The sequence below is a fragment of the Pseudodonghicola flavimaris genome, assembly GCF_030164425.1.
Lineage (GTDB): Bacteria > Pseudomonadota > Alphaproteobacteria > Rhodobacterales > Rhodobacteraceae > Pseudodonghicola > Pseudodonghicola flavimaris.
In genome coordinates this window covers 1-1,823 of sequence record NZ_JASNJD010000051.1, presented here as the reverse complement: position 1 = coordinate 1,823, position 1,823 = coordinate 1, and the positions used below count along the sequence as shown (strand labels likewise).

Here is a 1,823-nt window from a genome sequence, read left to right as displayed (position 1 = left end):
CGCCCATCCTCGGGGTTTTGATCAGAGGACGACGAGGAAGTCGTCGGCGCTGAGGGCGAGGCCGGGTTCGAGTTGGGCGAGCTGGCGGGCGGCGCCGGCGCCGCTGCCGTCGGCGTCGAAGAACAGCTCTCCGGTGATGCCGCTGTAGATGATCCGGGTCGCCGCCGTCGCCGCCGCGCCGGGGATGAAGGCGAAGGCGTCGGCGCTCAGCACCCCGGCCTCCAGGCCGAAGCCGGCGCCCTGCAGCACGATGGTGTCGGCGCCGCGGAAATCGGTGATCTCATCCACCTCCGGCCCGTCGCTGTCGGTGAAGACGAAGCGGTCGGCGCCGAAGCCGCCGGTCAGCACATCCGCCCCGGCGCCGCCGGCCAGGATATCGTCCTTGCCGCCGCCGTCGAGCCGGTCGGCCCCGGCATCGCCCGACAGCCGGTCGCGCCCGGCGCCGCCCAGCAGCGTGTCGTCCTCGGCGCCGCCGCCCAGGGTATCGTCGCCGGTGCCGCCGAGGATCCGGTCGTTGCCGTCGCCGCCGAAGGCCTCGTCGTCGCCGGCATTGCCCTTGATCAGATCGGCGCCGCGGCCGCCGTCGAGGAAATCGGCGCCGCGACCGCCCAGCAGCGTGTCGCCGCCCTCGGCCCCGGTGATCAGGTCGCCGCCATCGCCGCCCGACAGCAGGTTGGCGCCGCCGACGCCGAACAGGCTGTCGGCGCCGTCGTTGCCGAAGAGCTTGTTGTCGAAGCGGTTGCCCTCGATCAGGTTGTCGCCGTCATTGCCGCGCACCACCAGCGCCTTGGCGACATCGGCCAGGGTCGCATGTTCGACATTCTCCGCCAGGCTGCGCAGGCTGCGGGTCGAGATCACCTGGTCGAAGCCGCTGCCGGTGCCGGCCTCCTCGACGATCACATCGCCGCCGTTGACGTGATAGACATCGTTGCCCAGCCCGCCGATCAGCCGGTCGCGGCCGGCGAAACCATCCAGGCTGTCGTCGCCGCCCGCGCCGCGGATCACGTCGTCCTTGCGCGAGCCGGTGATCAAATCGGCCGTCGCACTGCCGTCGATCCGCACCGTGTCGAGGCCGCGCTCCCAGTTGCGAAACCGCAGCCCGCTCAGGTCGGCGGTGCCGTCGTCCACCGTCACCGACAGCGTCTCGCGCAGGCCGTCGGCGCCGAAGACCGCGATCAGCGCCTCCACGTCGAAGACGCCGCGCTGGAGCTGCGACGACCGCAGCGCCGCCTCGGTATCGGCGCTGCCGCCGAAGCGCAGCCCCTCCATGCCGATGATCTCCACCGCGCGCAGATCGACCAGGCCGGTGGCGAAGAGCACGAAATCGTCGATGTCGGCGCCGCCGAAATAGATCTCGCCCGCCTCCACGTCGCCGGCCTCGGCGATGATCATGAAATCGTCGCCGGCGCCGCCGATCATCACGTCGCGGCCGGCGCCGCCGTCCAGATCGTCATCGCCGCCGCCGCCTTCCAGCCGGTCGTTGTCGGCGCCGCCGAACAGCCGGTCGTTGCCGCCGGTCACCGTGGCGCCGGCCTCGGTCACCTGGACGTCGCCGATCAGCACATCGTCGCCGGCCAGGCCGAACAGCGTGTCGTTGCCGCCGGTGACCCGGGCCCCGGCCGCCGCCCGGCCGACATCGCCGACCAGCAGATCGGCGAAACCGGTGCCGGTGATCTCGTCCCGGCCACCCCCCACCGTGCCCGAGACCCGCGCCGCATCGCCGAAAAGCCCCGCAGACGCCGCCGTCAGGCTGTCGGTGAAGTTCAGAACGTCATTGCCCCCGTTCACCTCACCCGCAACATCCAGCGCATCCCCGCTGACCT

1 protein-coding gene is annotated in these 1,823 nt (G+C 72.0%); it reads right to left on the bottom strand.

The window, feature by feature from the left end; all coding sequences use genetic code 11:
* Window positions 1–21 precede the first annotated feature (21 nt).
* Window positions 22–1,823 (bottom strand): calcium-binding protein (locus QO033_RS25150; protein ID WP_284483431.1); only part of this gene is annotated, 1,802 nt, incomplete at its 5' end.